This window comes from Streptomyces sp. NPDC059900 (genome assembly GCF_050270335.1).
Lineage (GTDB): Bacteria > Actinomycetota > Actinomycetes > Streptomycetales > Streptomycetaceae > Streptomyces.
This window is the reverse complement of the sequence record NZ_JBNNJZ010000499.1, coordinates 1-6066: the sequence shown is the minus strand read 5'-3', so window position 1 is coordinate 6066 and position 6066 is coordinate 1. Positions and strand designations below refer to the sequence as shown.

Annotated in this window: 5 protein-coding genes and 2 pseudogenes; 5 read left to right on the top strand and 2 right to left on the bottom strand. The window is 71.8% G+C overall.

Going from position 1 to position 6066, the window contains the following annotated elements; translation table 11 throughout:
• The 3 genes and pseudogenes from ACQKIP_RS37280 to ACQKIP_RS37270 form a co-directional block, all read left to right on the top strand.
• Window positions 1-114 (top strand): annotated as a pseudogene (locus tag ACQKIP_RS37280) (LacI family transcriptional regulator); the annotation flags it as partial.
• Between the two features lie 19 nt (window positions 115-133).
• Entirely contained in the window at window positions 134-1045 is a 912-nt protein-coding gene (locus ACQKIP_RS37275; protein WP_365864582.1) for an adenosine kinase, read from the top strand.
• A 35-nt stretch (window positions 1046-1080) separates the two neighbouring features.
• Window positions 1081-2025 carry an aldo/keto reductase gene (locus ACQKIP_RS37270; RefSeq protein ID WP_365864584.1) on the top strand — a complete coding sequence of 315 codons (945 nt, stop codon included), beginning with the start codon at window positions 1081-1083 and terminating at the stop codon, window positions 2023-2025.
• A 16-nt stretch (window positions 2026-2041) separates the two neighbouring features.
• On the opposite strand, the gene ACQKIP_RS37265 is transcribed toward ACQKIP_RS37270, so the two are convergent.
• Entirely contained in the window at window positions 2042-3145 is a 1104-nt protein-coding gene (locus tag ACQKIP_RS37265) for a hypothetical protein (protein WP_365864585.1), read from the bottom strand.
• A 73-nt stretch (window positions 3146-3218) separates the two neighbouring features.
• On the opposite strand from ACQKIP_RS37265, the gene ACQKIP_RS37260 reads away from it, so the two are divergent.
• Window positions 3219-4166, top strand: a complete 948-nt coding sequence (locus ACQKIP_RS37260; protein ID WP_365864587.1) for an aminoglycoside phosphotransferase family protein — start codon at window positions 3219-3221, stop codon at window positions 4164-4166.
• Between the two features lie 6 nt (window positions 4167-4172).
• Here ACQKIP_RS37260 and ACQKIP_RS37255 read toward each other — a convergent pair whose 3' ends face one another.
• Window positions 4173-5675, bottom strand: a complete 1503-nt coding sequence (locus ACQKIP_RS37255) for an alpha/beta hydrolase (RefSeq protein ID WP_365864588.1) — start codon at window positions 5673-5675, stop codon at window positions 4173-4175.
• A gap of 209 nt (window positions 5676-5884) precedes the next feature.
• Between ACQKIP_RS37255 and ACQKIP_RS37250 the strand changes: the two are divergent.
• Window positions 5885-6066, top strand: a pseudogene (locus ACQKIP_RS37250) (YncE family protein); the annotation flags it as partial.

The following is a 6066-nucleotide window of genomic DNA, read 5'->3' as shown; positions in this document are numbered from 1 at the left end:
CTCCTGGAGGAGATCGGCGGCACCCCCGCCCCGCACAGCGAGTTCCTCTTCATGCCGGAACTGGTGGTCCGCGACTCGACCGCCTCCGGCCGCCCGGAGCAGCGCCCGGCCTAGCCGGAGCCGAGGAGTGCGTGTGCCCACTGCCGAGACCGAGATCGACGTCCTGGTGCTCGGCGGCGCGGGCGTCGACTCGATCGTGTATGTCCCCGAGCTTCCGCTGCCCTACGCCGACAGCTACATGGTGCCCGCGATCGGCATGCGGGCCGGCCAGACCGGCGACTTCGTGGCGATGGGGGTGCAGGCCCTGGGCCTTCGCACCCACCACGTCGACCTGATCGGCGACGACCACGAGGGCGACCTGGTCCGCGCGCTGCACCGCGAACGGGGCATCCCGTTCACCGAAGTCCCCCAGCGCGGCGGCACCAAGCGCGCGGTGAACCTCGTGGGCCCCGACGGGCGGCGCCTCTCCCTGTACGACAACAGCCGCTCCCTGGAAGCCGACCGGCTGCCCCCGGCATTGATCGAAAGCCTCGCCACGGTCAGCAGGCACGCCCATGTATCCCTCACCTGCGCCTTCGCCCTGCCCACGCTCCGCGCCAAGGGCCTGACGATCTCGACCGACCTGCACAACTGGGACGGTGCGCAGACCTACCACGAGGCCTTCGCCCACGAAGCCGACCTCGTCTTCCTCTCCGCCACCGCCCTGAAGGACCCGGAGCAGACCATGCGGCGGATCGCCGCCCGGGGACGGGCGCGGGCGGTCGTCGCGACGGCCGGAGCCGACGGGGCCCACCTCCTCTTCGGGGACGAGCTGACCCACGTGCCGGCCGTCACGCCCCCCGCGCCGGTGGTGGACTCCAACGGCGCCGGTGACGCCTTCGCATCGGGCTACCTCTTCGGCTGGCTGGCCGGCGAGGCCCCGCACACCTGCGCCCGCTACGGCGCGATCGCCGGCGCGTACGCCTGCACCGTCCCGTCCACCCGCACCGACGTCATCGGCAAGGACCAACTCCTGGCCATGGCCGCCGGGAAACACCGACGATGACCAGGTTCGGCAGGGCCCGACACGAAGGAGGAGACATGGCATCGCACACCGACGTGCCCACCGGCCGTGTGCTGTACGGGTGCATGGGACTCGGCGGCGCCTGGGACACCTCTCCCTACGCGGCCGAGGACATCGCCGCCGCCGAGTCCGCCGTGGCAGCGGCCCTCGACGCGGGCATCACGGTGTTCGACCACGCCGACATCTACCGCCACGGCAAGGCCGAGGCGGTCTTCGGCGAAGTCCTCGCCCGAGCGGCAGGGCTGCGCGAGCGCATCACCCTGCAGACCAAGTGCGGCATCCGCCTCGCCGAAGGCGACCGGCCCGGTCTGTACGACCTGCGGGGGCCGGGCATCGTCCGACGCGTCGAGGAGAGCCTCACCCGGCTGCGCACCGACATCATCGACGTACTGCTCCTGCACCGGCCCGATCCGCTGACCGGACCGGAAGAGATCGCCGAGGCCCTGGCCTCGCTGCACGCGCAGGGCCTGGTACGGCGCTTCGGCGTGTCGAACATGAGCGCCGCGCAGATCGCCCACCTCCAGGCGCACCTCGACGTACCGCTGGTCGCCAACCAGCTGGAGATGAGCCTGGAGCGCCGCGACTGGGTGGAGTCCGGTGTCCTGGTGAACACCCCGGCGGCGGCCGACAGCGGCTTCCCGCACGGAACCCTGGAGTACTGCGCCGCCCACGGCATCCAGCTACAGGCCTGGGGATCCCTCGCCCGGGGCCGCTTCACCGACGGCGGCGACTCCCCGGCCGCACGGCTCGTCACCGAACTCGCCGCCCGCAAGCAGACGACACCGGAGACGATCGTGCTGTGGTGGCTGCAACGCCACCCGGCGCGGATCGCCCCGGTCATCGGCACCAGCCGCCCCGAGCGCATCCTCGCCTGCCAGGACGCCGTGCACCGCGAACCCGACCTCACCCACGAGGAGTGGTACGACCTGTGGATCACGGCACGCGGAGGTCCGCTGCCCTAGACGCCCCCGTACGCCGCTACAGCCGCCGGACGATCTGCGCCGCCACTCTCTCCACCGGCGTACGGCTGTAGACGTGCACCAGCGCGAGGTGGAAGAGCGCCGGGGCGAGCGGGGCCCAGCGGTGGATGCGGTCGGCGCGCAGGACGTACTTGATCACGGCCGCCGGGCGGAACGGCACATAGTCGATGGTCTGGTGCTCCCACCGGTCCGCCACTCCCCTGCTCATGCGCGCTTGCAGGGTCTCGCGGGTCAGGTCCTTCAACCGGGCGTAGTAGTGGGCGCTCCAGTGGCGCTTGTCGATGTCCAGGACGAAGGCGAGCAGTTCCAGGGAGTACTCGTGCGGTTCGAGGGCCAGTTCTTCGCGCATGCCGCGCCGGGCCACCGCGTGCAGGTCCGGGGCGCTTCTGCCGGAGGAGTCGATGTGCCGGGACATGCCTTCGTTGACGGAGGAGTTCCACACTCCCGGCGCCATCCGGACCCGGTCACTGCGCCTGCTGACGACCAGCATCTCGTCGGCGGTCACCACCGCGACGTTGACCGCGAAGCTGCACTGCAGGAACGCGGGGGCCCGCAGCGGGTCGTCGGGGTCGAGATGACGGGAGCGGGGTGTCGTGCCGTCGGCCAGCCTGCGGTCCAGTTGCTGGGCGGCCAGGAAGGTGTAGTAGTCCGTCGGGCGCAGCCGCAGATGGACTTCCGGCTGCTCGTCGAGCGCGGTCCGTGAGACGTCGAAGGACTCGACGGCGTAGCGAGGGCCGTTCCACAGCGGGGTGCGGCCCTCGGCCCGCAACTGCTCGCTCTGCGCCTCGATCTCGGCCCGCCAGGCGACCATGTCGGACGGCAGCTCGATCTCCTCGTCGAGCACCTGGATGTACACGGCTTCGGCGGGGACCGCCGACTCGCCGTCCCCCTCCACGATCAGCGCCGAGGTGTGGAGCGGCCCCAGGGAGAAGGTCCGCCAGGCGGGGCTGGACTCCTCGCGCCTGCGCAAGGTGCGCATGGCGCGTGCGGAGCGTGTGCGCAGCCGGTACAGGCCGTTCTGTAACGGCTGCTGGAACAGCACCGCGAACAGCATCCCCAGTACGGCGCCGACGACTCCGTTGGCCACATCTATCCCGCCCATGTCAGGCAGCGTAGAGGGATGTTGATCACGACGGGGGCCGATCCCGTCCGTTCCCGGCGTCATAATCGACGCCGTGACCAAGCCGGCCGTCCATGTGCAGCCCCTCGTACGCCAGAAGGCCCTGAGCCTGGGCGCCCCCGGAGAGCAGTGGCTTGCGGAGCTGCCCGGTCTCGTCGGGGAGCTGGAGCGGCGCTGGTCCATCGATGCCGGGCCGCCCTTGCCCGGCGGGAGCTCCTCGTACGTGGCACGGGCGCGGACCGGTGACGGCCGGGACGCGGTGCTCAAACTCTCGCTGCCCGCCCCGGACTTCGCGGACCAGGTGCAGACCCTGCGCCTCGCGGAAGGGCGGGGATACGTGCAACTGCTCGCCTGCGATCTTCAGCGCCACGCCATGCTCCAGGAAGCCCTCGGGCCGCCGCTCGACCGGCTCGGCCTGACACCGCCGCAGCAGATCGAGACGCTGTGCGCCATGCTGCACAGCGCCTGGCGCGTGCCCCGCGCTCCGGGGCCGGCCATTGATCCGGCCCGGGAGAAGGCCGGTGCCCTGGGTGAGCTGGTCGGACGGTCGTGGCAGAGCCTCGGCCGGCCCTGCCCGGAGCGGGTCATCAGCCGGGCGCTGACGTTCGCCGGGCGCCGCGCCGCCGCGTTCGACCCCGGCCGTTGCGTCGTCGTGCACGGTGACCCCCACCCCGGCAACGCGCTGCGGGTCACCGCACCGCGGGCCGGGGCCGGAACGGGCTTCGTCTTCGTCGATCCCGACGGCTTCCTCGCCGATCCCGCCTACGACCTGGGGGTCGTACTCCGCGACTGGTGCGCGGAGCTGCGGGGCATGGACGCCGCCGCGGCCCGCGGGCTCATCCGCTCGTACTGCGCGCTGCTCGCGGACCTGACCGGGGTGGATCGGCAGGCGATCTGGGAGTGGGGCTTCCTGGAGCGGGTGTCGACCGGGCTCTATGTGCTCGGCTTCGGCGCGGAGGAACTGGGCCGGCCGTTCCTGGACACCGCGGAGTTGCTGGCCTGACAGGCCTTAGCCGCAGTAGGTGTCCCGGTCCGGGCGCTCGCCCGTCGCCAGGTAGCGGGAGACGGTGCGGTCGCCGCATGCGTTGCCGTTGGCGAGGTAGGCGTCGTGGCCGGTCGAGTTCACCGTCACCATCACGGCTCGCCCGCCCAGGGCAGCGCGGAGCTTGCGCGCTCCGGCGAGCGGGGTGGCCGGGTCGCGCTCGTTCTGGACGAGGAGGATGTTGGACGGGCCGTCGTCGGTGATCCGCACGGGCGCCTCCCCCGGCCGGAACGGCCAGGCGGCGCACAGCATCGCGTTCCTCGGCATGCCCGCGGTCAGCGGGTACTTGGTCCGGCTCTCGGCGACCGCCTTCTCGTACGCGTCCCTCGACTGGGGCCACTCGACGTCGTTGCAGAGAACCGCGGAGCCCACCGCGACGGCGTTCTGCAGCACCGGCTCCGGCGGTGCCTGCGGCGCGGGCGGGACCGTGCCCTTCTGCGCGGCCAGGATCAGCTTGGCCAGGCCGGGGAAGCTGTCGGGGTCGTAGAGCGAATTGAGGAGGGTCTGGCGCAGGACGTTGCCGTTGAGTTCCTCCGGGTTGGCGCCGGGCCACGGGATCGGCTCTCGGTCGAGCTCGGCGGCCAGCTTCAGGAACAGCGGGCGGACCTCGGCCGCCGTATCGGCCAGTCGGTCCGGGTTGCCGGGCGAGGAGGCCCATTTGGCGAACTCCGGGAAGGTGTCCTCGACTCCCTGCTCGTGCCCGGCGATCCAGGCGCGCGCGACGCGCGAGGGGTCGGGGTCGTCGTTACTGTCCAGGACGATGCGGTCGGTGCGGTGCGGGAAGAGCCGGCTGTAGACGGCCCCGACGTACGTTCCGTAGGAGACGCCCCACGCGGAGACCTTCCGCTCGCCGAGGGCCGCGCGGATGCGGTCGAGGTCGCGGGCCTGGTTGGCGGTGCTGATGTGGCGGATGAGGTCGCCGCCGTTGCGTGCGCAGGCCTCCGCGGTCCGCTGCGCGGCCGTCATGTTCCCGGTGATGGAGCCGTCGGCGGCGGGCCAGGGGCGCAGTGCGGACGTGGCGAGGTCGGCGTGTTCCAGGCCGCAGCTGACCGGGGACGAGCGGCCGAGGCCGCGGGGGTCGAAGCCGATCAGGTCGTGGGCGTCACGGACGGCCTGCGGCAGTTTCTGGCCCTTTCCCGAGGGGTTGTTGATGCCGGAGCCGCCGGGCCCGCCGGGAATGAGGAGCAGGGCGCCGCGGCGGGCCCCGGGGTTCTCGCTGGGGATGCGCGAGACGGCGATGCCGATCTGCTTGCCCCGGGGGTGGGCGTGGTCCATCGGGACCTCGACGGTCGCGCACTCCTGGCGGGGGTCCAGGCCGCTGCCCTCGCACGGTTTCCAGTCGAGCGGCCGGGCCTCGGACACGGCTTCGGGGACGGCGGAAGCCGAGGCCGTGGCGGCCACCGGTGCGGTGAGGGCAAGGACGGCGGCGGAGGCGGCGAGCAGCGCTGCGTTTCGCTTGATCTTCGTCATGGGGAAGAGCCTCGCCGATCGTCTGCGGCGGCCACATCCGGCCAACTGGCCTTTGGCTGAGGGGGTTTACCCCACCTCCCCCTAGGGGTCATAGAGTCGGATGTGGCGGGCGCCACACAATTAAAGGTGTGCGACTTAGGTAAGCCTAAGCTAAGTTGGCGAGCGATCGCCTCTCCTGGAGGCGCCTCAGTCAAGGAGATTGACGCAGCATGACCTCACTCACCTGCCGCATCCGCCGTACCGCCGCAGTTGCCGTGGCCCTCGCCGCGGGCAGTGCGCTGGCCCTGACCGGTACCGCGTCCGCGCAGCCCGGCCAGAGCACCGGCAAAGACTCCGGTTCGACCGTCGAGTCCGCGCCGCTCGTGAAGGGGCTCTACCAGTCCGCGTACTC